The sequence below is a fragment of the Paenibacillus baekrokdamisoli genome, from assembly GCF_003945345.1.
GTDB lineage: Bacteria > Bacillota > Bacilli > Paenibacillales > Paenibacillaceae > Paenibacillus_Z > Paenibacillus_Z baekrokdamisoli.
In genome coordinates this window covers 5,254,994-5,281,155 of record NZ_AP019308.1, presented here as the reverse complement: position 1 = coordinate 5,281,155, position 26,162 = coordinate 5,254,994, and the positions used below count along the sequence as shown (strand labels likewise).

The 26,162-nt window shown below is 46.9% G+C and carries 25 protein-coding genes; 22 read left to right on the top strand and 3 right to left on the bottom strand.

The window, feature by feature from the left end; all coding sequences use genetic code 11:
* Positions 1-177 precede the first annotated feature (177 nt).
* Together EKN16_RS23205 and EKN16_RS23200 are read left to right on the top strand one after the other, a co-directional pair.
* Positions 178-450 carry an HU family DNA-binding protein gene (locus EKN16_RS23205; protein ID WP_125662809.1) on the top strand — a complete coding sequence of 91 codons (273 nt, stop codon included), beginning with the start codon at positions 178-180 and terminating at the stop codon, positions 448-450.
* A gap of 2 nt (positions 451-452) precedes the next feature.
* Positions 453-737, top strand: a complete 285-nt coding sequence (locus tag EKN16_RS23200; protein ID WP_125662808.1) for an RNA-binding S4 domain-containing protein — start codon at positions 453-455, stop codon at positions 735-737.
* A 60-nt stretch (positions 738-797) separates the two neighbouring features.
* On the opposite strand, the gene EKN16_RS32455 is transcribed toward EKN16_RS23200, so the two are convergent.
* The gene (locus EKN16_RS32455) at positions 798-944 is read right to left on the bottom strand and encodes a hypothetical protein (RefSeq protein ID WP_232015963.1); all 147 of its coding nucleotides are present in this window, start codon (positions 942-944) and stop codon (positions 798-800) included.
* Between the two features lie 157 nt (positions 945-1,101).
* Between EKN16_RS32455 and yabP the strand changes: the two genes are divergently transcribed.
* From yabP to spoIIE, 5 genes are all read left to right on the top strand, one after another.
* Positions 1,102-1,386, top strand: a complete 285-nt coding sequence (gene yabP, locus EKN16_RS23195; protein WP_125662806.1) for a sporulation protein YabP — start codon at positions 1,102-1,104, stop codon at positions 1,384-1,386.
* Positions 1,383-2,021 carry a spore cortex biosynthesis protein YabQ gene (gene yabQ, locus EKN16_RS23190; RefSeq protein WP_232015962.1) on the top strand — a complete coding sequence of 213 codons (639 nt, stop codon included), beginning with the start codon at positions 1,383-1,385 and terminating at the stop codon, positions 2,019-2,021. The genes yabP and yabQ overlap by 4 nt, the downstream gene beginning before the upstream one ends.
* Positions 2,022-2,049: 28 nt before the next feature.
* Positions 2,050-2,361, top strand: coding sequence for an FtsB family cell division protein (locus tag EKN16_RS23185; RefSeq protein ID WP_164522958.1), 312 nt, complete (start codon positions 2,050-2,052; stop codon positions 2,359-2,361).
* A gap of 167 nt (positions 2,362-2,528) precedes the next feature.
* Entirely contained in the window at positions 2,529-3,110 is a 582-nt protein-coding gene (locus tag EKN16_RS23180) for a S1 domain-containing RNA-binding protein (protein WP_125662804.1), read from the top strand.
* A gap of 498 nt (positions 3,111-3,608) precedes the next feature.
* Positions 3,609-6,107, top strand: coding sequence for a stage II sporulation protein E (gene spoIIE, locus EKN16_RS23175; RefSeq protein WP_125662803.1), 2,499 nt, complete (start codon positions 3,609-3,611; stop codon positions 6,105-6,107).
* A 118-nt stretch (positions 6,108-6,225) separates the two neighbouring features.
* Here spoIIE and EKN16_RS23170 read toward each other — a convergent pair whose 3' ends face one another.
* Together EKN16_RS23170 and EKN16_RS23165 are read right to left on the bottom strand one after the other, a co-directional pair.
* Positions 6,226-7,524: a DHHW family protein gene (locus tag EKN16_RS23170; protein ID WP_125662802.1), complete on the bottom strand. Its 1,299-nt coding sequence runs from the start codon at positions 7,522-7,524 to the stop codon at positions 6,226-6,228.
* Between the two features lie 14 nt (positions 7,525-7,538).
* Positions 7,539-8,948 (bottom strand): MBOAT family O-acyltransferase, encoded by a 1,410-nt coding sequence (locus EKN16_RS23165; RefSeq protein WP_125662801.1) that lies wholly within the window; start codon positions 8,946-8,948, stop codon positions 7,539-7,541.
* A 262-nt stretch (positions 8,949-9,210) separates the two neighbouring features.
* On the opposite strand from EKN16_RS23165, the gene EKN16_RS23160 reads away from it, so the two are divergent.
* From EKN16_RS23160 to pabC, 15 genes are all read left to right on the top strand, one after another.
* Positions 9,211-9,936, top strand: coding sequence for a VWA domain-containing protein (locus EKN16_RS23160; RefSeq protein WP_125662800.1), 726 nt, complete (start codon positions 9,211-9,213; stop codon positions 9,934-9,936).
* The gene (locus EKN16_RS23155; protein WP_125662798.1) at positions 9,920-10,849 is read left to right on the top strand and encodes a protein kinase domain-containing protein; all 930 of its coding nucleotides are present in this window, start codon (positions 9,920-9,922) and stop codon (positions 10,847-10,849) included. The genes EKN16_RS23160 and EKN16_RS23155 overlap by 17 nt, the downstream gene beginning before the upstream one ends.
* Positions 10,850-11,053: 204 nt before the next feature.
* A complete protein-coding gene (tilS, locus tag EKN16_RS23150) occupies positions 11,054-12,493 on the top strand; it encodes a tRNA lysidine(34) synthetase TilS (protein ID WP_125662797.1) in 1,440 nt (479 codons plus the stop codon).
* 97 nt (positions 12,494-12,590) lie between these two features.
* The gene (gene hpt, locus EKN16_RS23145; RefSeq protein ID WP_125662794.1) at positions 12,591-13,130 is read left to right on the top strand and encodes a hypoxanthine phosphoribosyltransferase; all 540 of its coding nucleotides are present in this window, start codon (positions 12,591-12,593) and stop codon (positions 13,128-13,130) included.
* Positions 13,131-13,231: 101 nt separating this feature from the next.
* Positions 13,232-15,241: an ATP-dependent zinc metalloprotease FtsH gene (gene ftsH, locus EKN16_RS23140; RefSeq protein ID WP_125662791.1), complete on the top strand. Its 2,010-nt coding sequence runs from the start codon at positions 13,232-13,234 to the stop codon at positions 15,239-15,241.
* A gap of 411 nt (positions 15,242-15,652) precedes the next feature.
* Positions 15,653-16,591: a quinolinate synthase NadA gene (gene nadA, locus EKN16_RS23135; protein ID WP_125666567.1), complete on the top strand. Its 939-nt coding sequence runs from the start codon at positions 15,653-15,655 to the stop codon at positions 16,589-16,591.
* Positions 16,592-16,628: 37 nt separating this feature from the next.
* A complete protein-coding gene (nadB, locus tag EKN16_RS23130; RefSeq protein WP_125662788.1) occupies positions 16,629-18,248 on the top strand; it encodes an L-aspartate oxidase in 1,620 nt (539 codons plus the stop codon).
* A complete protein-coding gene (gene nadC, locus EKN16_RS23125) occupies positions 18,241-19,137 on the top strand; it encodes a carboxylating nicotinate-nucleotide diphosphorylase (RefSeq protein WP_125662785.1) in 897 nt (298 codons plus the stop codon). Before nadB ends, nadC begins: the two co-directional genes overlap by 8 nt.
* Positions 19,134-19,901 carry a type III pantothenate kinase gene (locus EKN16_RS23120; RefSeq protein WP_125662782.1) on the top strand — a complete coding sequence of 256 codons (768 nt, stop codon included), beginning with the start codon at positions 19,134-19,136 and terminating at the stop codon, positions 19,899-19,901. The genes nadC and EKN16_RS23120 overlap by 4 nt, the downstream gene beginning before the upstream one ends.
* Before the next feature lie 35 nt (positions 19,902-19,936).
* Positions 19,937-20,842 (top strand): Hsp33 family molecular chaperone HslO, encoded by a 906-nt coding sequence (gene hslO, locus EKN16_RS23115; protein WP_125662779.1) that lies wholly within the window; start codon positions 19,937-19,939, stop codon positions 20,840-20,842.
* A 16-nt stretch (positions 20,843-20,858) separates the two neighbouring features.
* A complete protein-coding gene (locus EKN16_RS23110; protein ID WP_125662776.1) occupies positions 20,859-21,815 on the top strand; it encodes a peptidylprolyl isomerase in 957 nt (318 codons plus the stop codon).
* Between the two features lie 86 nt (positions 21,816-21,901).
* The gene (gene cysK, locus EKN16_RS23105) at positions 21,902-22,840 is read left to right on the top strand and encodes a cysteine synthase A (RefSeq protein ID WP_125662773.1); all 939 of its coding nucleotides are present in this window, start codon (positions 21,902-21,904) and stop codon (positions 22,838-22,840) included.
* 167 nt (positions 22,841-23,007) lie between these two features.
* Positions 23,008-24,600 (top strand): anthranilate synthase component I family protein, encoded by a 1,593-nt coding sequence (locus EKN16_RS23100; RefSeq protein WP_125662770.1) that lies wholly within the window; start codon positions 23,008-23,010, stop codon positions 24,598-24,600.
* Between the two features lie 99 nt (positions 24,601-24,699).
* Positions 24,700-25,281: an aminodeoxychorismate/anthranilate synthase component II gene (gene pabA, locus EKN16_RS23095; protein WP_125662767.1), complete on the top strand. Its 582-nt coding sequence runs from the start codon at positions 24,700-24,702 to the stop codon at positions 25,279-25,281.
* Positions 25,278-26,162, top strand: coding sequence for an aminodeoxychorismate lyase (gene pabC / locus EKN16_RS23090; RefSeq protein WP_125662764.1), 885 nt, complete (start codon positions 25,278-25,280; stop codon positions 26,160-26,162). The genes pabA and pabC overlap by 4 nt, the downstream gene beginning before the upstream one ends.

The following is a 26,162-nucleotide window of genomic DNA, read 5'->3' as shown; positions in this document are numbered from 1 at the left end:
AATCTCATAGATACACCTTTAAATCGGCAAAATTCGTCTAATTCTCTCACCATTCGCAAAAAAAGTTTCCAGTAAGCAGGATTTATTTGCAACAAAGTTGAATAGTATCTTCGAGGTATGTAAGCTTAAAGAGGCAGCTGCAAGCAGCCTACAACGAATATTTAGGAGGCAATTTACATGAACAAAACGGACTTGATTAATAACATTGCAACAAAAAGCGGGTTGACTAAGCGTGACGTGGAATCTGTGCTTAACGGATTTTTGGGTGAAGTAACAGAAGCTCTTGCAGGTGGCGACAAAGTCCAACTGATCGGCTTTGGTACATTCGAAACTCGTAAACGCTCTGGTCGCACAGGCCGTAACCCGCAAACAGGCAATCCTATTATTATCGCGGAATCCAAAGTTCCTGCATTTAAAGCCGGCAATAAATTGAAAGACGCGATCAAGTAATAATGCGTCTGGATAAATTCCTCAAGGTATCCCGATTGATCAAACGACGTACCGTCGCTAAGGATGTGTCCGATCAAGGACGCGTCTGGATCAATAGCCGCGAAGCGAAAGCGAGCAGCACCGTCAAAGCCGGCGACGAGCTCATGATTCAATACGGCCAGAAGATTGTCACCGTGCGCATTGAGCGAATTGCGGAGACAACCAAGAAGGACGAAGCGAGCGGCATGTATACCTTGTTGAAAGAAGAATCACGCCAAGCGGAGAACAAATTCGACTGGCAGCAGTAAGTCTATCACTGATAGACAACAATCGATGTCTATCCATGAGAAAGGGACTATCCCAGCAGCCTATGCTGCTAAGGATGGTCCCTTTTGTTGTTTATATGCCCAGCCAGTCATTTTCCCTCCAGCTTCTCTATCGTCCGGATGTTTCTCTTCACCCTTCATCGCTGATCCATATAGGACACGACAATTCTGTTCTAAAACCTGTCCCACTCCCATAGGCTAGTCTTAGTTATGCTTTCGAAGTCAGTTTCTGCCGAGCAGAAAACGTACGTATGCTTTCGAAGTCAGTTTTCTGAAGCAGATAACTAAGCTTATGCTTTCGAAGTCAGTTTTCTGCTGAAGCAGAAAACTTTTAGGAGGACGGGTAATGGTCGATCAAGGGAAAGGACAGAAGCGCCAAGAAGTCAAAATGCTTAATCGCAAGATGCTTGAAATTACAGGTGTGATGAATGTGGAAAGCTTTGATAACGAAGAGTTTCTGCTTGAGACCGAGCTCGGCTTCTTGGCGATTCGCGGGCAAAATCTACACATGAAGCATCTGAGCTTAGAGCAGGGTTTAGTTGCCATTGAAGGACTCGTCCATTCACTCGCCTACTTGGACGGGACAACAGCCACGAAGTCGAAGGGCTTATTCGGGAAGTTATTTAAGTGACGTTAAGCGTGCAATGGTTAACGATGTTGACGATGCTGCTATCCGGCATCGGCATGGGCATCGTTTTTGATGGATACCGCGTCGTGTCGGACGAGCTGCGTATCAGCCGATGGTGGATACCGGTTTTCGATTTGCTATATTGGATCGCCGCCACGATTGCTGTATTCCAAGTATTGTCTGCAAGCAATGAGGGCGAAGTGCGGACATACGTTTTCCTAGGCTTGCTCATCGGTATTGTCTGTTATTACTTGCTGTTTAGCAAAATAGTAGTCCTTCTTGTGCATGGAATCATCCGCGCTATTCGTGCCATTATTCAGTTCGCCATCCGTACATTTGTGATCGTTATCATTAGGCCATTGCAACTACTTTATAGGTGTACTAGACTGATTTTTGCGTTTGTGCTAGCATTTACTATGTTCCTGATAAAAGTTATGATACAATTGTTTCGTCCTCTTTGGCTTTTGGTTAAGTGGATATTGGCCCCTATTTACCGCCCTTTAGGGAAATGGATAATAGGATGGGGTCATCCGCTTCTTAGCAAATGGCGCGTACGCGAGAGATACCAGGCGATTCAACGACGGAGTATACAACTTTGGCAGCGCTTTAAGGACCGCAAGAAGGACAAAGTGGACTAATCATCTATACGTCAGGAGGTCTATGGAAATGGTGACAACAACAGAGTCGAATCAAACAACTGCATATGCAGGGACGAAACGTCGGCTTAAGATCTGGTTCTTTGTCATCGCTTTATTCATGGGCTGGGCGTTATATACGTTATTTTCGCAGATGGACCGTCAAGGTCAAGCTGAACTCAAGCTCGCTGATGCACAGCACAAAATTGCAGAGGCAACGAAGCAGATGGATGATCTTAAGATGCAGGTCGCTCGTCTGAGTGACAAAGAATATATCGGACAACTAGCAACGAAAGAGCAAGGTATGGTTAAGAAGGGCGAGACACAAATTCAAGCCGAGTAATAGGCTTGAAATCGGGTACGCACCCTGTTGCCTTGCTTCTCTCGTTCGGTTATAATCACGTTAGCAACAGCATTTTTAGCGACTCAATGTTATATTTTTTTTTGATATGCAGCTTTATTTCGAGGCTAACAGCTTCGCATAACGGTTAGGGAGGAACATTTTTACCTATGGCAATTGAAGTGGGCGCTAAGTTAGAGGGCAAAGTGACAGGTATTACGCATTTCGGAGCATTCGTCGATTTGTCGGGAGGTGTCACAGGGCTTGTTCACATCTCAGAAATTGCCGATAATTACGTCAAGGATGTTAAAGACCATCTTAAGCTGGAAGATGTTGTAACAGTGAAGGTCATTAATGTGGACAAAGACGGGAAAATCGGACTTTCAATTAAACAAGCAATTGATCGGCCAGAAGGTTCTGCACCTCCTCAGCGTGAGCGTGGTGGAGATCGTGGACCAGGCGGCGGCGGTGGCGGATTCAACCGTACCGGTGGCGGACCAAGCGGCGGCGGTGGTGGTTTTAATCGTGCTGGCGGTGGATCTGGTGGCGGTGGTGGTGGCTTCAATCGTGCAGGTGGCGGTGGAGGCGGCGGACGCCCTTTTAATAAAGCAGGCGGTGGTAAACCAGCTTATGGTAAGCCAACCTTCGAAGACAAGGTGTCTCGTTTCTTGAAGGATAGCGAAGAACGTGCTTCTTCGATTAAGAAGAATACGGAATCCAAACGCGGTGGACGTGGAGCGAAGCGCGTTTAATAGCATATGAATGGTAACCGATCTACATGAAGGGTTACATGAAGAAGGATATTTCATTCGTCAGAACGACTGACGGCTGGGATATCCTTTTTTTTGGGGGAAGAAACTTGCTTCGCCGCCAAGGGCGTCGTTAGCCGTTTCTTCTTGACCGAAAACCTATTTTGAGCCTCATCTATGCAGCTATACCCCAAAATATACCCGCGTAAGAAAAAACTTTTCCCTTGTTCTCCACCAATCCCGACAGGTTCGGACGGCGTTTCGCCTCAGATAGCGTCATGGCCGTTCACCTATTTTGTTGAACCGTTGGCGGAAGAATGGCCTCCATTATTAGTCAACCCCAGTCTGTCTCTACGTTGCCGCAATAGCGACAGAGATACGCGGCGCATGGCAATTTTGTCGGAAAAAACTTTTAGCCTCCCAACGCTTTCTGACAAACTTCCTACAAACATGCTCCTATACTGAGAGAACACTAATTCGGAAATGGTGGTGCCTTGATCGATGACAGACAAACATAACGTAGTGATGTTCCCAGGTGTACAACGGACAAGCCTGGTACAAGCGGCAGTTCAAAAGGGAATGAGCTGGTCAGCGATACGGCAGCTCGTTCAGCTCTTCTCCACCCGGAAGTGGACCTTTGTCTTAATGACGGTGGGGTTTCTTCTAGGTCGGGCTGTTATTCTGGAATCGCTTACCCCGTTCGCCATTGCCTATTTTGCCGTCATCTACTTCTTGAGACGTGATGCTTATCGTCCGGTCGCACTGTCAATCGTTGCAGGAAGCTTCTTGGCTGTCACACCTGAGCCCATGTGGATAGCTATGGAGCTGGCCGTTGTATTCCTGCTCTTGAAGGGTTTGGAAGCTTATGAACGGGCTGAGCTCTCATATGCACCGATGCTGGTCTTTCTATCTACGCTGCTTGTTAGGCTGTTTGGTGTTGTCATTGCCGATACGCTCAGCTGGTATGAGCTAATGATGGTGACCGTTGAAGCTGCTCTAAGCTTTGTTCTGACACTTGTGTTCGTACAAGCTATTCCAGTGCTTACGATGACCAGGAAATCTGCGGCGCTGAAAAATGAAGAAATCATATGCTTGATGATTCTACTTGCTTCGGTCATGACTGGGGCAGTTGGCTGGACGATCTATGGAATGTCTGTGGAGCATATCATGTCTCGTTTCATGCTCCTGCTGTTCGCACTCGTCGGGGGTGCACCGCTTGGGGCCTCAGTGGGTGTGGTTGCCGGATTAATTCTCAGCTTAGCAGATATGAATGCAATCGTGCAGATGAGCCTGTTAGCATTTGCCGGTCTGCTTGCGGGGTTGCTTCGTGAAGGGGGTAAAATGGCGGTAGCTTTCGGGATGCTGCTTGGTTCCTCTATTCTCTCTATCTATTTGGGAAATCAGACAGATGTGATGGCATCCACTTGGGAGTCAGTCGCTGCGGCCATTCTTTTACTGCTCACGCCACGTTCGATTATTCGTACCTTATCTAAATATGTGCCAGGCACGCAAGAGCATGTCAAATCTCAGCATGAATATGCAAGGCGTGTAAGAGATGTAACCGCACAACGCGTATCACAGTTCTCGGAAGTCTTTCGCCAGCTCTCTCGCAGCTTCGGTCAGATTAACGTTGCTAGCAACGAGAGTGACAAGCGCGAGGAGACGGTTGGCCATTTTATGAACGCGGCTGCGGAGAAAACCTGTAACTCATGCCATCGAAAGGAGCTTTGTTGGGAGGGGAAATTTTATGATACGTACAAAATGATGACGAATATGATGACCGCCGTTGAGGATGGTAGACGCTTAGGGCCTAAGGAGGTGCCCAAAGAGTGGAGCGTTCATTGTCTTCGATCCCATCAAGTGCTTGATGTGATGCAGCAGCAGTATGAGATGTTCAAGCATGATCAGCACTGGAGAAAGCAGCTGAACGATTCTCGTCAATTAGTTGCCGAGCAGTTATCAGGCGTCTCACAAGTAATGGAGGATTTAGCTCGGGAAATACAACGGGAAGGCCAACAGCTGCATTTGCAGGAAGAACAGATCCGAGAAGCGCTCGAAGGGCTCGGTTTATCCATACATGGTATTGATGTTGTTAACCTGGAGGAGGGAAATGTTGAGCTTGAGGTCTACCATACCTTTGCTAGAGGGTATGATGAGTGTCGCAAAATCATTGCGCCGCTGCTGACTGATATTTTGGGAGAGCCCATTGCTGTCATGTCAGAGCGATATTCGGATAAATCTGGAGAGCCTACGCTTGTTGTCTTTGGTTCAGCTAAAGCTTATGAGGTAGAGACCGGCGTTGCTGGGGTTGCCAAGGGAGGCGATCTGCTGTCGGGAGACAGCTTCAGCACAGTCGAGCTCGGTAATGGTAAATTCGCCGTTGCCATTAGTGATGGGATGGGCAATGGTGAGAGGGCGAAGCAGGAAAGCAGTACGGCGCTATCCATCTTGCAGCAGCTGCTGCAGTCGGGTATGGATGAGAAGCTGGCTATTAAATCAGTCAATTCCGTGCTGCTGCTGCGATCCTCTGACGAAGTATTCGCGACCGTTGATGTCGCATTAATCGATATGTACACGGCGAAGACCACCTTTATGAAGATAGGGTCTACGCCAAGCTTTATTAAGCGAGGGAGTGAAGTTATTTCGATATCAGCCAACAATTTGCCTGTCGGTATTCTGCAGGATATCGACGTAGATCTTATTCGTGTACAGCTGCTGCCAGGAGATACACTCATTATGATGACGGATGGCATTTATGATGCACCCGGCCATGCAGTCAATAAGGAGATGTGGATGAAACGGGTCATCCAAGAAATCCGTACCGATAACCCGCAGGAAATTGCCGATTGCCTGCTCGATACAGTGGTACGTTATCATAATGGAGACATCGTCGATGATATGACGGTTGTCGTCGCAAGAGTGGACAAGCATCAGCCGGAGTGGGCCACATTCCGCTGGCCTGGCATGACCAAAGTCGAACGTCCAAGGACGGTGAGCTAGCGATGCGAATTCGGCAGCGGCAGAGAGAGTCTGAGTTATCGAAGTAGGAGCGGGAGTACAATAAAAAGTCTGCCGAATATAACGGCAGACTTTTTATGTTGTAGGTCCTAGCAATTTTTTAGTTGCTTACAGGAAGCAATCCGCCTATTAGCTTGGAAATCCCCGTATTGCGTGCAACGGTGGAGTTATTCAAGAACAGAACGTCGGTAATTTGCTGTTTCTTCATGAAATCAGTCAGCGATCCTTTGTAATACCTTGGATCGACGATGTATATCTTCTCGAAATGCGGCAGCAGGAATGGGATGAAGGAGTTGGCGTAAGAGTCTTTTATAACTGCGATTCTTTTCCCATTCTTCTTTGCTGTCGTAATTTCTCCCCATGGATAATCCCCATCGAGGAATACCGCATAGAGTCCATTGCCCTTTTTCGCATAAGCAGGATCAACTACGTTGCGTTTCAAGGCTTTATTAGTTGAGGAATAAGCGGAATACTGATACTTAGTGAACGGCGAGTAATAAGTAATGGTATCTGGATGATCCTTCAGATTAACGCTTAGTGTGGCTTTGTAGGCTGTCCCAAGATAGTCTTCAATGGTTCCCGTCTTATATTGACTGAGCGGAATAGCTTTCTCGCCGATCGCGTTCATGAAGTTGGTATAGGCATAGTAGGCGCCCAGTGCCGTCCAGTGATGATCGGTTCGGAAGTAAATATATTCATCGCTATGCTTATCAAGTGCACCATAAGCGTCGATTTGGCCAATCGATGGCTCAAGCTGTTTATTAATTTGAGCAAAAGCCTCTTTTTGTGAGTCGGACATGGCCTTATACTTCTCATTCTTGATGTATTCGACAGAAGTTGGCGCGAGCAGGGAGTAAACGTGAATCTTAGGATCAATCGAATTTTTGAATTGATTGAGCACTTTGGCATATTCATCAGCTGCTTGAGCGGAATAGGCGAACAGGGTCATTGCCTGATCTTTCAAGATGAGATATTTAGTTGCATTTACATTGCTAAGATCCGTTTTATCATCTTTCTTGGTACCGCTTGTGCTTGTATGATCCTTCTTGTCATCACTTGTATCTATCTTTCCATTTAAGCTGACAGCCATGTTATCGCCGCCATTTTGTACGAAGATCGATGCACCTTCCTCATCGGTAAAACCTTTGAGCGCTTTTAGATCGGCTCCAACCTTAACTAATGACGTCCGATTCGTGAAGGTATCGGAGAAATAGTTATCGTATTCTCGTGTATAATCTCCGGCAAACAGCCGCTCCGTTGTGAAGGCTGGTGCCTGTTGGATGCTTCGCTGCTCGAGCTCGGAGACACTTTGCGATTGCGGCCGCAACAGATTGACTGCAGCAACTCCGAATATAAAGAGTAAGAAAAGAGCGAGATTTAGCTTTGCCTGTAGTTTCATGTGGGACCTCCTCGTTAGAACCGGTAATAAAGAAACGGATTATACGTACTGCCGATCAGTAGAATAGTAGCAACAATGAGTATGATCAGATTAATGATGGGAACAGCAAATGTTGCAATGTTTTGTTTAAGCTTTTCATTCGATGCGAATATACGATTGAATGACCATTTGAACAGCGGTGTTGAAGCAATGATTGCAATGATGAACAGCAGTAAGTTCTCTTTAAAATAAAGCTCAACCTCCGTCGTGATGAAGGCTCCGCCGCTTAGATGAAACATCGATTTGAAGGCGCTGATCGCAGCCGACAGATCGGTGAAGTAGAACCACACCCAGCCAATTAGCATGGCTAGCGTCGAATAGAGATAAGCGACGAAAGTAGGAAGCTTGTCCAGCCATTTTCCGAGAAATAACCGCTCTAAGTAGATTAACAGGCCGAAATAAAGACCCCAAATAATAAAGTTCCAGCTGGCGCCATGCCAGAAGCCGGTCAGAAACCAAACGACAAATAAGTTTCGAAGATAGAATCGTTGATTCCCGCCTAGCGGAATATAGACGTAATCGCGGAAGAATCCACCTAGCGACATATTCCAGCGACGCCAGAATTCTCCCGCAGATTTCGATATATACGGATAGTTGAAGTTTTCCCGCAGGTTGAAACCGAACATTTTGCCAAGACCGATGGCCATATCCGAGTAACCGGAGAAGTCAAAATAGATTTGCAGAGCAAAGAGTACGACACCAAACCATGTGCCCATCATAGAGGGCGTTCCAGCGCTTGGTCCTAGTAGGTTACCTACACTCTCGCCCAATAAATTAGCGATGATAACCTTTTTTCCAAGACCGATCATGAACCTTGTAATCCCTTCGCTGAAGCCGGACATGGTAACGGTTGGGTTCTCGATTTGATGCTCAATATCGGTATACCGAATAATAGGTCCCGCAACGAGATGGGGGAAGAAGGATACGTAGAGCAGCAGCTTTTTGGGCGACCTGGGAGCTGCGATTCTACCTTTATAGACGTCTGTTAAGTAGCAAATGATTTCAAATGTAAAAAAAGATATCCCAATCGGCAGCGTTACCTCAGGATGTGGAAGCTGGATTGGCAGAAGGGAGTGAATCGTATCGACAAGAAACCCGGAGTATTTGAAGAACCCCAAGATTCCAATATTAATCGCAATGGCGACAATGAACTGTGCTTTAGCCAGCCAGGTCCCTCGATATTTCTCAATACCAAGTGCAAATAAATAACCGATGATCGAAGCGAGAATCAATAAAATAATCCAAACGGGCTCCCCCCAAGCATAGAAGGCGAAGGAGAACAGGATGAGTATCCAGTTTCGATAACTCGTGTTTCGAAAGGCAAAATACGCAATTAAAAGTATGGGCAAGAACAGATAAAGAAAAAACAAACTCGAAAATACCATCTATTCCAATCCTCTCTTTCTCATTTATTAGCTGTCAAAAATATAACATACGAACATGTTGAATCATAGTTGATGGCAATAAAATCACAAGAATGAAAGCCCTAGATTCGGCTCTATGAAGATAAGGTTAATGATGAGTGAAGCCAATAAACCCACCAAATATCTTATGTTGCACGTACATGGATGGTTAAACCCTCTCAATAATGGGAACGCTGGTAGATAAACTACTAGCGGTAGATTCCATGAATTGGGGGAATGAAAAGTGAAGCAAATTCTATTAATTACGGATGGATGCTCGAATGTTGGTGTAAGTCCTGTTGTTGCAGCGGCACAAGCCTATGCAGAAGGGATAACGGTTAACGTTGTCGGGGTCATTGACCATGGTGATTTAGGCGAGTTCGGCACATCCGAAATTGAAGAGATTGCAAGGTCTGGCGGAGGACTGAGTCGACTCTCTCATACGCGACAGCTGTCACAAACGGTGCAGATGCTTACGCGCAAGACGGTTGTTCAAACCATTCAGCATGCTGTTCAGCGAGAGCTTAAGCAAGTGTTTGGATCATCTTCTATAGAGGAGCTGCCGCCGGAGAAACGCGGTGAAGTTGTACGAGTCATCGATGATCTTAGTGAGTCCACCAAACTGCGTGTTGCACTGTTAATCGATGCCAGTGCGAGCATGAAGCCTAAGCTGCAGGCGGTAGACGAAGCGATTCGGGATCTTGCTTTAAGCTTACAGTCCAGACAAGGAGGCAGCGAAATTGCGGTGTTTCACTTCCCAGGTTCGGCTTATGGAGAGGATTGTAAACTTGATTTGGATTGGACGACGAATATTAGTGGAGTGACCTCCTTTATCCCCCGATTGAAGATGCGAGGGACGACACCAACGGGCCCTGCGCTCATGCATGTCATTGATTTTTACCGAAAAGCCGATTATGGTAATAGGAAGAATGATGAAATGGACGGGATGATGAGTGACTACGTCGTTTGAATGGAGCCTTCCCCGCGGTACGGTCGTTAGGGGCAAATGGAAGCAGGGAAGCTATCGGGTAGAACGGCTTCTGGGTGAAGGTGCCAACGGCAAAGTATTCTTGGTGGAACGGCAAAAGAATTGGTATGCGTTGAAAATTGGCGCAGATGCAGTTGATCTGCAGTCAGAAGTGAATGTGCTGCAGTCCATAGCAAAGCAAAAGCGTGGTTCGGGAGCGAGACCCTTCCTTGTGGATGTTGATGATTTGCATGCATCGGATGGGAAAGACTATCCGTTCTATGTCATGCAGTATATTCGTGGTATGACACTCGCGGATTATCTGGCCAAACAAGGTGCAGAATGGTTTCCAACTGTGGGATACAGCTTATTAGGAAGATTAGCAGAGCTTCATGATGCCGGCTGGTCCTTTGGTGATTTGAAAGTGGAAAATGTACTTGTTGCCGATTATGGTAGAGTGGATCTAGTGGATTATGGCGGCGTAACGGCTTTTGGGAAAGGAGTAAGGCAGTTTACCGAGATCTATGACCGCGGTTATTGGAATGCGGGAACCCGCACGGCGGATGCAGGCTATGACCTGTTTTCTTTCGCCGTTCTTTGCGTACAGCTGCATGAAAGTCGACGGCTTGCCCAGCTGACCAATACGCTTCTTCCACAAAATCGAATGACGGATGAGCTGTTAAAGCTAGCCTATGCCAACAAGGCGCTGAAACCGCTGCATAGCTGGCTGCGCAAAGCACTGCTTGGCGAATTCAAGAATACTCGCGAAGCAACCGCAAGCTGGCAGCAATGGATGCACCGTACGGGGAGCCTCAGGACCTCCGCGCCAGCACCACGCTGGATGAAGGGACTGTTCGTCGCCTCGGCACTCTTGCTTGCGACCACTGTATATTGGCTGCTTCGCACCGGGCTATGAGGTGCACAAGTCAGGCAAAGCCGCTATAAAACTTACGATGATGCTTACGAAGTAGTTTTAACTGGATTTGACCGATAATTCGGTCAATCAGGCAAAGCCGCGTTAAAACTTAAGATGATGCTTACGATGTAGTTTTAACTGGATTTAGCCGATAGCTCGGCTAAACAGGCAAAGCCACGTTAAAACTTTTAGGAGGAGATAAATTTGGATGAATGGCTCAGCGACTTGGCTCATATAGCTGAGCAAGAGGGACTTTGGTCGGCGGGTGATACGATCGTCGTGGCCATCTCGGGTGGACCTGATTCCACAGCGCTGCTTCATATGCTTCATCGGTTGGCTCCGTCCGAGCAGATTAGGCTGGTTGCGGCGCATGTGAATCATGGCTTTCGTCCTGAAGAATCGGCAAGAGAAGCTGAAGCCGTCCGGCAGTTAGCAGACGAGCTTGGCATCGTATATGAATCCATCATTCTTGATATGCCCGCTTATATAGAAGAAACAGGAATGAACGCACAGGCCGCGGCACGTGAGAAGCGATTTGCTTTTCTGCATGAAGTGGCTCAGAAGCATGGCGCTAACCGGGTTGCGCTCGCCCATCATGCGGATGATCAAGCAGAGACCGTGCTCATGCGTATACTCCGAGGGACGAGTCCTTCAGGTCTCTCAGGAATCGCAATGAAGCGCAAGGAAAAAAACGTGGAACTTATTCGTCCTCTTTTACGTAGAAACAAGGCAGACATCCTAAGTTATTGTGAACACTTCGGGATCTCGTTCATCGAAGATAGCAGTAATGCCAAGCGGACCTATTTACGTAACAAGATCCGGTTGGACGTTCTACCTTATCTGTCGACATTCAACCCGCAGCTATCCCAGTCGCTTGTCAGACTCGCTGATCTAGCTGCTGCTGAGGATGATTGGATAGAGCAAGAGACGAAGGCGTCGTTTGGACGTCATATCATGCTCGTCTCCCAAGGATGCCAAATGACCCGCAAAGCGATGCTTGACCTGCATGTCGCTTTACAAAGGAGATTGATTAAACTAATATTAAATTATGTTGGAATGGAAACGGAAACCATCTCTTTCGATAGCGTTGAGACGATTCGACTCGCGGCTTACGATAGCGCAGCGTCGACGTGGAGCTTAGATGTGGGAAGCGGGATCAGGTTCGTTCGTGAATACGACATGTTATACTTTCTGAGACCAGAGAAGTCGAATTCTTCGACAATTTCTGAAGAGGGATACAACTATGTTGTAACGGATGGTGTAACGCGTCTTGAGGTGCTTGAAGCAGAAGCTGAGTTATTATTCGAAGTTTTGCAGCCAACGGTTGCGTATAAACCGACAAGTAAACAGGAAGCCCTGTTCGACACCGATAAGCTTGCATTTCCGTTAAGCGTTCGAAACCGTCATCATGGTGACCGAATGCAGGTGCTTGGTTTAAATGGCACCAAAAAAGTACAAGATATGTTCGTTGACGACCGAATTGCTCCATCAAGGCGTGAGAAAATGCCGCTGCTTGTCGATTCTTCCGGTAATATCCTTTGGATCCCTGGAGTGAGACGTTCAGGAATTGCGCAAATTAATGCTTCAACCAAGCATATATTGCGCGTGAGGGCAGTTTTTACATCAACGAATGATTTTGACTGAATAAGATGCACTGATCCATTCATAGTATAGGCAGAAGAAGTTGCTAATGCCTGCAAAGGTAAGCATAAGTTTCTTCAACATTTAGGAGGGCAAGGAATTGCTGAATGACATTCAAGAAGTGCTTTATGACGCAAACCAGATTCAGCAGAAAGTGAAAGAGCTTGGCGATACGATTAGCCAGGAATTTGAGGGGCGCAACCCGCTCGTCATCTGCGTTTTGAAAGGCGCATTTATTTTCATGGCTGATTTGATCAAAAATATTACGATTCCGCTCGAGATTGATTTCATGGCGGTATCTAGCTATGGACAGTCCACCAAGACGTCCGGCGTAGTCAAAATTATGAAGGATCTGGATGCACCTGTTCAGGGCCGGGAGATTTTGATTGTGGAAGACATAATTGACAGCGGACTTACGCTCAGTTATCTCATTGATGTATTAGAGCGAAGAAATGCCAAGTCAGTCACACTCGTCACCCTGTTTGATAAGCCGGCAGGTCGTAAGGTTGAACTTGAGGCCGATCATAAAGGATTCGTTTTGCCAGATGCCTTTGTTGTTGGCTATGGACTGGATTTTGCAGAGAAATACCGCAATTTACCCTTTATCGGTATTTTGAAGCCGGAAGTTTATGAGAAGTAATTAGAATGCGATTCACCCTACATGGCTCCCCTGCAGACCTCGTTTGTAGTGGTAAGTCATGCTATGGTAAAATATTTTAAGCGCTTGAGAGGAGGTAGGGGATGAATCGGATCATCCGGAATACTGGATTTTATTTAATTATATTTTTGGTGACTGTCGGGATCTTTCAATTTATCAGCAGCCAAAACGATACCACCGTTGAAATTCGATACGATCAGTTGAGACAAGAGCTGAATGACAATAACGTTAAAGAGCTCACGCTTCAGTTCGACGGCTACTCCTATCTGGTCAGTGGTAAATATATAAAGAAACCGGCTAAAGCGGATACTGACAAGTTCTACGCTCATTCCAATGTTGAGGAATTTGCCATCAAAGAAATTTATGATGCGCAGGCCAAAAACAAATTTCAAATGGATGTTAAACCTATGGAAGGCCAGAGCATCTGGCTGACATTCTTAACATCGATTATTCCTTTCGTTATTATCTTCATCCTTTTCTTCTTCCTTATTAATCAAGCACAGGGCGGCGGCGGCAAAGTGATGAACTTTGGCAAAAGCAAGGCTCGCTTGTATAACGAAGAGAAGAAGCGAGTTACGTTTGAGGACGTTGCCGGTGCCGATGAAGAGAAGCAAGAGCTTGTCGAGGTTGTCGAGTTCTTGAAGGATCCACGTAAATTCGCGGCTGTTGGAGCTCGTATTCCTAAAGGGGTGCTGCTCGTTGGACCTCCAGGTACGGGTAAAACTTTGCTAGCGCGTGCAGTTGCTGGTGAAGCGGGCGTGCCGTTCTTCAGTATCTCTGGCTCTGACTTCGTCGAAATGTTCGTCGGTGTCGGTGCATCCCGTGTTCGTGACTTGTTCGAGAATGCGAAGAAGAACGCACCTTGTATAATCTTTATTGATGAGATTGACGCAGTCGGACGCCAACGTGGTGCCGGTCTTGGCGGCGGTCATGACGAGCGTGAGCAAACGCTCAATCAATTGCTCGTTGAGATGGATGGATTTGGTGCAAACGAGGGTATTATTATCGTTGCTGCAACTAACCGTCCGGATATCTTAGATCCTGCACTTCTTCGTCCGGGTCGTTTTGACCGTCAAATTACGGTTGACCGTCCAGACGTAAAAGGTCGCGAAGCTGTACTTAGAGTACATGCGCGCAACAAGCCGCTGGCGAAGGATGTTAAGCTGGATATCATCTCGAAACGGACAACAGGCTTTACTGGTGCTGATCTGGAGAACCTTCTTAATGAAGCGGCACTCCTTGCTGCACGTCGGAATAAGAAGGATATCGCCATGAATGAGGTTGATGAAGCGATTGACCGCGTTATGGTAGGTACGCAGAAACGCAGCCGTGTGATCAGCGATCGTGAGAAGCGTGTTGTTGCTTATCATGAAGCGGGACATACAATCGTTGGCTATTTCCTCGAGCATGCTGATATGGTTCATAAAGTTACAATTATCCCACGTGGTCGCGCTGGCGGGTTCGTAATCATGCTTCCAAAAGATGGAGATAGCATGTTGACAACCAAACAGCAGCTGCTTGATAAAGTAACAGGCTTGCTTGGCGGACGCGTAGCGGAAGAATTATTTATAGGCGAAATTGGTACAGGTGCTTACAGTGACTTCAAGCAAGCAACAGGTATCGTTCGCAGCATGATTATGGAATACGGAATGAGCGATAAGCTCGGACCGATGCAATTCGGAAGCAGCTCACAAGGTCAAGTTTTCCTTGGTCGTGATATCGGACATGAGCAGAACTACTCTGATTCCATCGCTTATGAGATTGACCAAGAAATGCAAAGCTTCATTCAAGATAGCTACGCTCGTGCGAAGAACTTGCTTAGTGAGAAAAGCAAGGAAGTTCATCTCATTGCACAAACGCTGCTAACTGAAGAGACACTGGAGCTTGAGCAAATCAAACGGTTGATCGAAACAGGCACGCTTGATGGTGCTGGAGCAAGTACAACTGTTGAAGGCACGGAGCCTTCGGGTGAACCTATTATCGATACCATTGGCGGCGTGAAAGTACGCATTTCATCCAAGGATTCAGGAGACATTGTTCTTCCTCCGATCGATAATAATGAGGGTAACGATAACGGATCAAATAACACGTAATAAGGATTTCAAAGGCTGTCCTTGAGCAGGAAACTGCTGGGGCAGCCTTTCTTTGATTAAACGGGATAGAATCGGCTTTATTTAATGGGTTAGTAAGCTTTCCTGCATGGTATCATTCATTCAAGCGGATTCCTTCCTTAGAACGGCTAAAACAGCTCTTTTTGTTGGTTGACAGTATTCGGCGCCTTGTGTAAATTAAGTGTTAAACACTTGTAATTAGTGTCCCTGTTTTTTGAAGCCTAACAAGCTGATTTTGCGAGTGAATGGATGCTTTAGTGAACAGGGTATTCTACTTATAAACCCTGAATGAACGAATAAGTGAAGTTTAAGGTGAAGAAGCAGGAAGTACCTACTTCCATGACTAAGTTTGTGCTTCTGTTCACAAAGTCAGTAAAAAGAGGAGAATATGCCATGGAAGCATTGGCTCTCGAGCGGAAGGCAGAGCAAAACCGTGAGCTGCGGGAACGATTGATGCAGCTGAAGAAAGAACGTAACGCTATTATATTGGCTCATTATTATCAGCGTGATGAAGTACAGGAAGTCGCAGATTTTCGTGGGGACTCCTTCTTACTTGCACAAAAAGCAGCGCAAACTGATGCTGATGTGATCGTGTTCTGCGGGGTTCATTTCATGGGTGAGAGCGCGAAGATATTGGCTCCGAACAAGACGGTAATCATTCCTGATGAACGGGCTGGCTGTCCAATGGCCGATATGGTTAATGTTGATGGCCTGCGGAAGCTGAAAGCACAGCATCCGAATGCCAAAGTAGTTACGTATATTAACTCCTCAGCAGAAATTAAGGCGGAAACCGATATATGCTGCACTTCTGCAAATGCAGTCCGAGTCGTTAATTCTGTTGATTCTGATGAGGTTATTTGGGTGCCGGATAAAAACCTTGGTCATTATGTGCAGCAAAACACAGATAAAAAGATGATTATCTGGGAAGGTTACTGCAACACGCATGATATGTTGACCGTAAAAGATGTTGAAGAGATGAAAGCAAAATATCCGAATGCTCAATTTGTCGTTCATCCGGAATGTCGACCGGAAGTCGTAGAACTAGGTGATTTTGTTGGCAGTACAACGGCCATTATTAAATATTGTAAGGAATCGGATTGCAAAGAATTTATCGTCGGTACAGAGGATGGAACAGGCTATCAGCTGCGTATGGACAGCCCAGACAAGAGCTTCCATTTTGCTACCAAATACTTGGTCTGCCCGAACATGAAAGTGAACAACTTAAAGAAGCTTGTGAAGTGTTTAGAGACGATGCAGCCGCAAATTTATGTGCCGGAGCAGGTTGCTGATCAAGCTCGTTTATCCTTGGAGCGCATGTTACAGGTGAAGTAGCATGCGCTACTTTCCGTAGAAAGGAAAGTCGATAATAATGATACCTCGATATTTAGTGGATATCCCTTTAGAAGATCTACCTGTCATTGACAAAGATGTTATTGTTATCGGGGCCGGCATCGCCGGTCTTTTTACCGCTATAAAAGCGAGCGCTACCAATGATGTTCTAATGATTACAAAAAAATCTCTCCTTGATAGTAATACGAGATATGCCCAAGGCGGCATTGCAGCTGTTATTTCGGAAGATGATTCCCCTGACTATCATCGCCAAGATACCCTTATTGCAGGTGCAGGTCTTTGTTCGAGTGAAGCTGTTGATGTACTTGTCCATGAAGGAACGAAGGGTGTTCAAGATCTCGTGCGTATGGGCACCAAGTTTGATCAGGAGAATGGTGAGTTTGCGCTAACGAAGGAAGGCGCACATAGCCAGCGGCGGATTTTGCATGCCAACGGTGATGCTACGGGATTTGAGATTGTTCGTGCATTGTCGGAGAAGGCGATGGAGAATCCACGCATTGAGGTCTGGGATGATCACTTTGTTATCGATTTAATTACCGATAATGGAGAATGTGTGGGTGCCCTTGTGCAAAAGCCGGATGGTCAACGACTGTTCGTTCGAGGGAAGGCGACCATTCTATGTTCAGGTGGAGCTGGGCAGTTGTATCGGTATACGACCAATCCTGAGGTAGCAACCGGCGACGGAATAGCGATGGCATATCGGGCAGGTGCATATATACAGGACGTGGAATTTATTCAATTCCACCCTACATCCTTGTGCTATCCAGGTGCTCCGCGCTTTCTGATTTCTGAAGCGGTGCGTGGAGAAGGGGCAATATTACGCAACATAAGAGGCGAGCGATTCATGGAGAAGTACCATGAACAGCTTGAACTGGCACCAAGGGATATCGTAGCACGGGCAATCGTCAGCGAGATGGAAGCAACCAAATCGACGTTTGTTTATATCGATGTCACACATGAGTCGGCCGATATGGTCAAGCATCGTTTCCCAAATATTTATGAGTTCTGTTTAACATATGGGTTAGATTTGACAAGCGATTGGATTCCAGTAGCGCCAGCTGCACATTATATGATGGGTGGAGTAAAGACGGATCTACAAGGCGAAACAAACTTAACTCGCCTATTTGCTTGTGGTGAATGCTCATCTACTGGGGTCCATGGTGCTAATCGGTTGGCCAGCAACTCCCTTTCGGAGGCCATTGTATTTGGCCGGCGGATCGTTGAGCGCATTAATACGCTGGAGCCTGTATCACCAACAGCAAGTATGCCGCGAATAAGTTCCTTGGAGCGTACGGGCACACCTATGCAAGCGGTGGTAGAGAAGCGATTAAAGCTTCAAAAGATTATGGTTCGATATGCGGGACTTAAGCGTGATGCTCATGGATTGAACAAAGGGCTTGAGGAACTGAAGCGCCAGCTGCCGATCTTTTATTCGGAACTTACCAAGCGCGAGGAATTCGAATTTGCCAACTTGCTAACCTGTGCATTGCTAACTAGTCAGGCTGCCTTGCTAAGGGAAGAAAGCCGCGGTGCGCATTATCGGGAGGACTTCCCGGATCGGGATGATCTGGTCTGGCGCAAGCATTCTGTTCTTCATCTACAGGACGGCGTAACAGAGGAGCGAATTAACGATGTATAAGGCAACACTTGCCGCAATTAGTGGAGGTAGTGCAGACACGCTTAGCGGACAAATTCGTGCATGGCTTGCTGAGGATGTCGGCACAGGGGATGTAACCAGCTGGGCCACTATTCCAGCCCAGAGCCGTTCGAAGGCTGTCATTCATGCAAAAGAGGATGGCATTATTGCGGGCATGCCAGTTGCTCAGCTTGTTTTTGAGGTTGTGGATGCCTCGCTTTCCTTCCATGCACGAGTGGCTGACGGTGATGCCGTCGTTAAGGGAACAATTATTGCAGAAGTAGAAGGCAGTACGCATAGCCTGCTCACAGGTGAGCGCTTGGCATTGAATTTACTCCAGAGACTCTCAGGAATTGCAACGAAGACGAAGGCTTATGTAGATGCGCTTGCAGGCATAGAGGTTAGACTTGCAGATACGCGTAAGACAACACCAGGCCATCGTCTGCTTGAGAAATATGCCGTAAGAGTCGGTGGGGGCTCGAATCACCGTTTTGGCTTATACGATGCCGTTATGATCAAGGATAATCATATTAAAGGCTCAGGTGGTATTAGACTTGCGGTTGAAGCGGCACGGAAGGTCATTCCTCATACGATGAAAATCGAAGTAGAGACGGAGTCGCTAGAACAAGTAGAAGAAGCGCTGGGCTGCCAAGCAGATATTATTATGCTCGATAATATGCCGTATGAATTAATGAGAGAAGCGGTACAACGAATTAAATCTCGTGCTCCGCATGTCATCATAGAGGCTTCCGGCAATGTCCGCTTGGATACCGTTAGAGCGATTGCGGAATGTGGCGTTGATGTGATCTCAGTCGGCGGGTTAACCTATTCTTTTCAATCGCTGGATATAAGCCTTGATCTGAACGAGAAGAAGGGGGGGCCGGCTGCGTGATTTTAGTTGTCGATGTTGGGAATACGAATATTGTCCTAGGTGTTTTTGAAGACAAGACTCTGCTTCATCATTGGAGACTAAGCACGAACCGGTCTGCCACAGCTGATGAATATGGGATTATGATTCATAATTTGTTTCAATTCGCGGGTGTGAAGCTCGATCAGATGGATGGCGTCATTATATCCTCTGTCGTTCCCCCACTGATGCGGACACTTGAGCAGCTATGTCATAAGTATTTGCGCAGGGTGCCGTTAATTGTAGGACCAGGCACGAAGACGGGGCTGAACATTCGCTATGAGAATCCTCGTGAGGTTGGGGCAGATCGAATCGTTAACTCCGTTGCGGGTATTGAGAAATATGGAACTCCACTTATCGTCGTTGATTTTGGAACGGCAACTACATTCGATTATATTGATGGAGATGGGAATTACTTAGGTGGTGCCATTGTGCCGGGTATCGGCATATCAACAGAAGCTCTTTATCAAAGAGCGGCCAAGCTGCCTCGTATTGAACTCGTCAGACCGAAGAGTGTCATTGGTCGCAATCCGGTCACTTCCATGCAAGCAGGCATCATTTTCGGCTATGCAGGTCAGGTTGACGGCATTGTTCAGCGTATTCGCAAGGAATTTAATGTAATGCCGCGAGTTATTGCAACAGGCGGATTGGCCGAGCTGATTTCGGCAGAGTCAGAGACCGTAGAGGAAGTAGACCCGCTGTTAACGCTGGATGGTCTTCGAATTATTTATGAACGGAACCAAGAGTAGCAGCGCGAAGACGCAAATGTAAGGAGGCATTCCAAATGCAGAAGGATCAACCCAAAGATTATTTAGTAAGAGGAACGGCATGGAATGGCATGCTTCGGGTTTTTGCAGTAACGACAACAGCCCTTGTTAATGAACTTCGGACTCGTCATAACACAATGCCAACAACGACGGCGGCACTTGGTCGTACAGCTACAGCTGGGGCAATGATGGGAGCGATGATGAAGGGTGAAGAGAAGCTGACCATTCAAGTAAAAGGTGACGGTCCAGTCGGTCAAATTGTGGTAGATGCGAATGCACATGGACATGTCCGTGGTTATGCCGATTATCCGCAAACTCAACTTGCCAGCAATGCTTTAGGTAAGCTGGACGTTGCAGGCGCAGTTGGTCGTACCGGCTATATTCACATTATTAAAGATCTTGGTCTTAAGGAGCCCTACCGCGGCAGTATTCCGATCGTTTCCGGAGAACTGGCTGAGGATTTCACCTATTATTTTGCAAAATCAGAACAAACACCTTCGGTTGTAGGTCTAAGTGTGCTTGTTGATGAATATGGTAAAGTGCTTAATGCCGGAGGGTTCATCGTTCAATTAATGCCTGGTATTACGGAAGAAGAGATTACGAAGCTGGAGCAGGCGGTTACGGCATTACCTCCAATTTCATCGCTTCTGGATCAAGGCGAAACACCTGAAGGCTTGCTTCGCTGGGTCGTTGGGGACGAGCTGCAGCTGCTCGAAACGTTGGACATCGTCTTTTCTTGCAATTGTTCCACAGAACGAGTGGAGAGAACGCTCATCAGCATGGGCGAGCATGAACTAAAACAATTAATTGAAGAAGACGGACAAGCTGAAGTCGTGTGCCATTTCTGCAACGAGAAGTATGCATTTGACCGCCCGCAGCTAGAGATGCTGCTCGATCAGGCAAAGCCGGAGCCGATTCAATAATCGGAGGCCAAGCATAATGAAGAAAGACCGGGCATTGAAGAGCGTTGTGCTGCTTCAAGCCTTATGTATGATTGTTCTCGCTGTGGTAGTGGTTACCCGCGTGCTTTCTCCGCCAAGTGCCACGATACCGAAGCGGGGCGAGGATCCTGAGGACGGTAATGACCCATCCCAGGTGGAAGAGAAAATTGCAGCTAAGGTTGGAACGGAACAAATCACGAACGAAGAGCTGGAAGATCAGCTCATCGGCCAATATGGGAGTTCGGTACTGCGAACATTAATGGTGCGTGCCGCTATTCGACAAGAAACCCAAGCCTTAGATCTGCATGTAACGGCTGAGGAAATCGACAAAGAGCTGGATGTGATGATGGCGGGATATGAAGGCAAGAGCCATTATTACAGCTCTATGAAAGAGCAGCTAGGTTTAACGAAAGAAGCGATTCGTACAGATACGGAATATCGATTGCTATTAGAGAAAATCGCTATTTCACCTATAGTCTTAACGGAAGCGGAAGTTAATGCTTATATCGCCGATAATAAGGATCAGTTTTCATCGCATACGCAAATCCGACTAGCCTGGATTGTGGTGAACACCAAGAGTGATGCAGAAGATCTGCTCCACAAGCTAGAAGCAGGAGAAGATTTTAGCTTAATGGCCAAGACGTATTCGATTGATTCAGATACGGCAGATAGCGGGGGCGACCTAGGTCTTCTTGATCTAGAAGATGACTACATCGATCCAAAAGTTCTTCAGGCAGCTAAGAAGTTAAAGATTGGTGAGTCTGCCGGCCCAATTACCGTAGAGAATGGCCAGGCTGTCATTCGGTTATTGGAGGAGCGTACAACACAAGAGCTGGATGAACAGAGCATTTATGAAACAGCGCATAAACAACTGGCTTTAATGCGTGCCAATTCACTTCATGATATTGAGGAAGAATTACTCGCAAAATATAAAGCGACAATCATCCCCCGGTAAAACTAACTATTGACAACTGTTAGGTGCGATTGTTAAGATGTAAGTAAAACCAACTGAATTAGTCGGAATAGGGAGGACTACTTTTCATGGCTAGAATTGTACAGAGCGTAATTGATCTTATTGGTGATACACCGCTTGTCCGTCTGAACCGTCTCGTGCCGGAAGATAGTGCAGAAATCTACGTTAAGCTCGAGTACCAGAACCCTGGTGCAAGTGTTAAAGATCGTATTGCAATCAGTATGATCGAAGTAGCTGAGCAGCAAGGTATTTTGAAGCCAGGTGATACAATTGTTGAGCCTACTAGCGGAAATACAGGTATTGGTCTGGCAATGGTAGCTGCAGCTAAAGGTTACAAAGCCATTCTTGTTATGCCAGAAACAATGAGTATTGAGCGTCGTAACTTGCTTCGTGCTTATGGAGCGGAACTGGTATTAACACCAGGGTCCGAGGGAATGAACGGTGCTGTCCGCCGGGCTGAGGAGCTTCAAGTTGAGAACCCTTCCTACTTTATTCCACAACAATTTAAGAACCAAGCGAACGTTAAAGTTCACCGTGAAACAACAGGTCCAGAAATCGTCGAAGCGATTAACTCGCTTGATGGCAAACTGGATGCATTTGTTGCAGGTATTGGCACAGGCGGCACAATCTCCGGAGCAGGTGAAGTTCTGAAGCAGAACTTCCCAGGTATCCGAATTGTTGCGGTTGAGCCTGCTGCATCGCCGTTGCTCTCTGGCGGTAACCCAGGCGGCCACAAAATCCAAGGTATTGGCGCTAACTTCATTCCTGAAATTCTTAATCGCGAGATCTATGATCAAGTGATTACAATTGAGAATGATGAAGCATTCGAAACGGCTCGTCGTGCAGCTAAAGAAGAGGGTATCCTTTGCGGAATTTCCTCTGGTGCAGCGATCTTCGCTGCTTTGAAAGTAGCCAAAGAACTGGGTAAAGGCAAACGCGTTATTGCTATTATTCCTTCTAATGGCGAACGTTACCTGTCAACGCCGCTGTTTAACTTCGAGAACTAATCATCACCTGAATTACACAAGGATCTCCTTCATAAGGGGATCCTTTTTTGTACGCTGAATCCGCAAGTAGGAGTACCTATCCTTTAGGCATAAATATGAACCCCTAACTCTTTTCTTTTTGTCGGTAATTCGGTATACTAACTTGCAAACAAGGAGCAGATATAGGAATGCTTCTGGGTGCGGTTAAGAGTGGGGGGCTGGACTTGAATATTACAGCCTTTAAAGAATGGCTGACTTGGCAGGAGAATGGCTATCATTCACTTCCTGTATTGTATAAACGCCCGCTTGAGAGCGGTGAAGATCGTCCATCCTCATGGGAGTCCGCATGGAAAGTGGCTTCGCCTCATTCCTTCGTGCTAGAGAGCGGTAAGGATGGTAGATATACTTATCTGGGGCTCCATCCAGCCTCCGTCATCCGTGGCAAAGGAACGATTGCGGAAGCCGTTGATAGCTCGGATGGACGTATAACCACCTATGAGGAACAACCGCTTGAAGCTGTACGTATCTGGATGAGCAGCTACAACGCGCCACGTTTACAGCAAGCGCCGAAGTGGACTGGCGGATGTGTTGGATTCTGGGGCTATGATGTTATACGTTCGATTGAGCGTATTCCGGAACATGCTTCTGATGACCTAGGTCTGCCGGATTATCTATTCCTCCGGGTAGACGAGCTATGGATAATAGATCATAAGGAACAAATGCTCTACTGCGCTGTACATTCCAAGATTGACCAAGGGTGGACATCGGAGCAGCTGCTCCGACAATATGAACAAGCATCTGACAAAGCTGAGCGCATGTCGCAGCTATGGACGGATCTCACGAGCGGGACAGTCGGTAATGAGGCAGATGCCTTACGACAGGCTCGAATGAATTTCATGGAGAAGCGTTCCCTTCATATTGATGTGGAGGCTGTAAACGGCATTTTCTCTCCTTTCTCAAAAGATGCTTATCAATCGGCTGTCGAGCGCATTAAATGTTATATTTCACAAGGTGATGTCTTCCAAGTGAATTTATCGACGAGACAAAGTCGAAACAGCACCTCTTCACCCGAGGAATTATATGAATGGCTTAGGCTCGTTAATCCTTCTCCCTATATGGGCTTTCTACGCTGTCCGGATTTCCAGCTTGTCTCGGGGTCCCCTGAGCTGCTGGTGGAGCTGCAGGCTGGGAAGCTTGCGACCAGACCCATTGCAGGTACAAGGCGTCGCGGCCTCACGGAGGAAGAGGATCGATTGATGGCTGAAGAGCTGCTGGGTAACGAGAAGGAACGGGCCGAGCATATTATGCTGGTTGATCTCGAACGCAATGACCTTGGGCGGATTTCAGCCTATGGCACTGTTCGTGTTGAGGAGCTCATGGTGATTGAGTACTATAGTCATGTTATGCATTTGGTGTCCCAGGTAGAGGGGAAACTCGCAGCAGATAAGGATGCTTATGATGTGATAGCGGCGACTTTTCCTGGAGGAACGATTACAGGTGCTCCGAAAATCCGCACGATGGAAATTATCGAGGAGCTCGAGCCAGTTCGCAGAGGGCCTTACACAGGGTCACTTGGATGGATTGACTACAACGGCGATATGGAATTTAATATAATCATAAGAACGATGACGGTGAAGGATAATACGGTGCATATTCAAGCTGGAGCGGGTATCGTAATTGATTCCGATCCAGAGCGTGAATATTATGAGTCTTTAAGCAAGGCTAAGGCACTCTGGAAATCCATTCAATACAGCGAGCAGTGGGCGGAAGCTCAGCGTTAGTTAATAGCCTTGTCCCAAAAAAGAAGGTCCCAATAAAGCTAACAAGTGTGCCAGCAAGCATCCTATTTGAGGTTGATAACGATTTAGGGGGAAATGGATATGATCTTGGTCATTGATAACTACGACTCATTTACGTATAATCTCGTTCAATATTTGGGAGAGCTGGGCGAAGAAATTGTTGTAAAAAGAAATGACGAAATCGCTCTAGAAGGAATCGCTGAGCTAGCTCCTGATCATATTCTGATTTCACCAGGACCCTGCAGTCCGAATGAAGCGGGCATCAGCCTTGCTCTCATTGATCGTTTCAAAGGCATCATTCCGATCTTTGGTGTCTGTCTGGGTCATCAATCGATTGGACAAGCGTTCGGCGGCGATGTTGTTCGCGCAGAGAAGCTGATGCACGGTAAGACATCAGCCATTATTCATGATGGTCGTACGATCTTTGAAGGTATTCCATCTCCGTTTACGGCGACGCGTTATCATTCTTTAATCGTGAAGAGAGAAACCTTGCCGGATTGTCTCGAGATTACAGCGGAGACGGCGGATGGTGAAATTATGGGATTGCGGCATAAAGAATACCCAATTGAGGGTGTGCAATTTCACCCCGAGTCGATAATTACAGAGAACGGACTTACGCTGCTGCGCAATTTCCTCAGCTTTCGTGCTGGAGCAACAAGATGAACATTGGCTGGAACGGAGCAGTCAAGCAAGCGGAGGAAGCCGTGATCTCGGTTTACGATCACGGTTTTTTGTATGGAATGGGATTGTTCGAAACCTTCCGCACGTATGGCGGTCAGCCTTATTTGCTCGAGAGACATTTGCATCGGCTTTCGGACGGTTGTCGATCAATCGGCATCCATTACACGCCCGATATAGAGGTATTCCGCGAATGGCTGACTTCTTTAATGGAGAGTAATCAGCTAACGGAGGCTTACGTTCGGCTAACGGTCACAGCAGGTGAATCCGTGTTAGGGCTACCATCTACAGATTATATGCAGCCCAATGTACTTCTCCTCGTGAAGTCGCTCCCTGCTGCCAATGCCCAGCTCTATGAAGAAGGTCGACAGCTCGCGTTACTTCACACCAAGCGCAATACACCCGAGGGTGAGATTCGTCTGAAATCGCTGCATTATATGAATAATATCGTTGCGAAACGGGAATTACTTCAACTCGATGCAGCAGATGGAGCGGAGGGACTCATGCTGACCCGGGAAGGCTGGTTAGCGGAGGGGATCGTCAGTAATTTATTCTTTGTTCAGGATGGAACGGTTTATACACCCTCGATTGATACAGGTATTTTACCGGGAGTGACAAGAAGTCGTGTGATAGAATTGGCTCAAGAGTCTGGATATTCTATTGCAGAAGGACTTTATACATGGAGCGAGCTTCTTGCTGCAGACGAGGTATGGGTAACCAACTCCATTCAAGAGCTAGTGCCAGTGACAACTTTGCGAGATAGGAATGGATATATAAGTAAGGTTGGAGCGGGAACAGCAGGCGTAGCCTTTAGAGAGCTGTTAACGATATACCGGGAAAAGACTAGAAGCGGCCTAGACAACTAG

What these genes read in the sequence shown, in the direction of transcription:
- yabP (WP_125662806.1), top strand. Translation starts at nt 1,102, where the DNA reads ATGGTCGATCAAGGGAAAGGACAGAAGCGCCAAGAAGTCAAAATGCTT.
- EKN16_RS23205 (WP_125662809.1), top strand. Translation starts at nt 178, where the DNA reads ATGAACAAAACGGACTTGATTAATAACATTGCAACAAAAAGCGGGTTG.
- cysK (WP_125662773.1), top strand. Translation starts at nt 21,902, where the DNA reads ATGGCTAGAATTGTACAGAGCGTAATTGATCTTATTGGTGATACACCG.
- nadB (WP_125662788.1), top strand. Translation starts at nt 16,629, where the DNA reads ATGATACCTCGATATTTAGTGGATATCCCTTTAGAAGATCTACCTGTC.
- EKN16_RS23185 (WP_164522958.1), top strand. Translation starts at nt 2,050, where the DNA reads ATGGTGACAACAACAGAGTCGAATCAAACAACTGCATATGCAGGGACG.
- EKN16_RS23170 (WP_125662802.1), bottom strand. Translation starts at nt 7,524, where the DNA reads ATGAAACTACAGGCAAAGCTAAATCTCGCTCTTTTCTTACTCTTTATA.
- pabC (WP_125662764.1), top strand. Translation starts at nt 25,278, where the DNA reads ATGAACATTGGCTGGAACGGAGCAGTCAAGCAAGCGGAGGAAGCCGTG.
- nadC (WP_125662785.1), top strand. Translation starts at nt 18,241, where the DNA reads ATGTATAAGGCAACACTTGCCGCAATTAGTGGAGGTAGTGCAGACACG.
- nadA (WP_125666567.1), top strand. Translation starts at nt 15,653, where the DNA reads ATGGAAGCATTGGCTCTCGAGCGGAAGGCAGAGCAAAACCGTGAGCTG.
- EKN16_RS23180 (WP_125662804.1), top strand. Translation starts at nt 2,529, where the DNA reads ATGGCAATTGAAGTGGGCGCTAAGTTAGAGGGCAAAGTGACAGGTATT.
- EKN16_RS23100 (WP_125662770.1), top strand. Translation starts at nt 23,008, where the DNA reads ATGCTTCTGGGTGCGGTTAAGAGTGGGGGGCTGGACTTGAATATTACA.
- hslO (WP_125662779.1), top strand. Translation starts at nt 19,937, where the DNA reads ATGCAGAAGGATCAACCCAAAGATTATTTAGTAAGAGGAACGGCATGG.
- ftsH (WP_125662791.1), top strand. Translation starts at nt 13,232, where the DNA reads ATGAATCGGATCATCCGGAATACTGGATTTTATTTAATTATATTTTTG.
- EKN16_RS23165 (WP_125662801.1), bottom strand. Translation starts at nt 8,948, where the DNA reads ATGGTATTTTCGAGTTTGTTTTTTCTTTATCTGTTCTTGCCCATACTT.
- EKN16_RS23110 (WP_125662776.1), top strand. Translation starts at nt 20,859, where the DNA reads ATGAAGAAAGACCGGGCATTGAAGAGCGTTGTGCTGCTTCAAGCCTTA.
- EKN16_RS23200 (WP_125662808.1), top strand. Translation starts at nt 453, where the DNA reads ATGCGTCTGGATAAATTCCTCAAGGTATCCCGATTGATCAAACGACGT.
- spoIIE (WP_125662803.1), top strand. Translation starts at nt 3,609, where the DNA reads ATGACAGACAAACATAACGTAGTGATGTTCCCAGGTGTACAACGGACA.
- pabA (WP_125662767.1), top strand. Translation starts at nt 24,700, where the DNA reads ATGATCTTGGTCATTGATAACTACGACTCATTTACGTATAATCTCGTT.